This window comes from Flavobacterium succinicans (genome assembly GCF_001662485.1).
Taxonomy (GTDB): domain Bacteria; phylum Bacteroidota; class Bacteroidia; order Flavobacteriales; family Flavobacteriaceae; genus Flavobacterium; species Flavobacterium succinicans_A.
In genome coordinates this window covers 1-1479 of the sequence record NZ_JMTM01000050.1, presented here as the reverse complement: position 1 = coordinate 1479, position 1479 = coordinate 1, and the positions used below count along the sequence as shown (strand labels likewise).

The window sequence follows — 1479 nt, the reverse complement described above, 5'->3', positions numbered from 1 at the left end:
GCGTTAAGGTATTGCCACAATTATCCGTTACTGTTGGAACCGTTGGAGTTACAATGTCTGCTTGACAAGCTACTGTTGAAGCTCCATTGGCTGGCATAGTGAAATCAGCTCTTTCGATAGTGATTGTTTGAGTACAAGTAGTTTGTTTTAAGATGGTATTCTCCCCTGAATCTCTAACATCATTATTATTTGGATCAGCATATTCGGTAATTGTATACGTTCTTGTTACATTTCCTTCACAACCTGGGTTTGATCCATTAGTCGCTGTGATTTCAACTACGCCACATCCTACAACATCAACAATACCATTGCCATTGCCTAATGCTTGAAATTGAGCAATTGTATAAGAGGTTTGTGAGGGCATATCTGCGTAACACGGAATAGAAGTCGATGGAAAAGTTGGACAGGTAATATTAAACGTACCATCTAAAACATTAGAAACATCTGTTAAAATACCTGTACATCCCGCATTACCATTTGTTGTTTTTACCTTTAAAGTTTGCCCTGCAACTAGTGCAATAGTATTAGGAATGGCAATCGTTACACTTCCTCCATTACCATTTGCTGTAACAGGTGGTGAAAAAGAAGTCCCACTAGAATTCACTATCTCATAGGAAAATCCACTTTGCGTATTCGAAATGGTAATACTTGGTGAAGTACCATCGCATAAGTTAATATCGGAAACTGCCAAGGATAAATCTGCATCTGGTGTCACCGTAACCGTAACGTCCGATTGATAAGTTGTTGGATTTGGACAACCAAAGGTAGGCTTTAAAACATAACTAGCCGTGTAGGTCGTGGTGGCTGAAGGTGTAAGCGTTACAGGCATTCCTGTACCAACTACAACACCATTATTATCTCTCCATGTAATATCATATAAGTTATTAGTAGCCGAAATAACTCCTAATGTTGTGGGACTGTTTGGACATACCGTTGCATTAGAAACTTGCGCAGAAGGGGCTGTATTTGTATTACTAATAGTAACATTACTATTGATTGTATAACAAGGATTTGTAACTTTAACAACATAATTTCCTGTCGCTAAACCAGTAAAGGTATAATTAGTTGTGGGACTAGTAACCGTAAATGGCCCTTGAACTGCTGTCGATAGATTTGATGCAGCATATAAAGTAAAAGTCATTGGATACACAATCGTTCCAGAGGAAACTTGCGCATTAATTATTCCTGAATTTGAGGTGTTTACATCACAAACAGCAGTTGAAGTACTTACACTAATATCCGTATAAGGTTCAATAGTAATGGCTTTGGTATAGGTTTGAGCCGCGCTCGAAGCAAAGGCGGCTGAATACCCATTGAATAAATCTTTTGGCGTAACATTTTCAAAACTAATAATATAATTCCCTGAATTTAAGTTAATAAATGAACCTGATAGGGTATTTGAAGTAGAAGTAGCCACTAACGCCCCTAATCCCCCCGATCCATTATCTCTATACAACCTAACAGTGTAAGGAGATGGTT

At 38.2% G+C, this 1479-nt stretch carries 1 protein-coding gene; it reads right to left on the bottom strand.

Translation table 11 applies throughout. From position 1 onward, the window contains the following. Positions 1–1479: hypothetical protein (locus FLB_RS14380; RefSeq protein WP_197488948.1), on the bottom strand; the 1479-nt coding region annotated here is incomplete at both ends.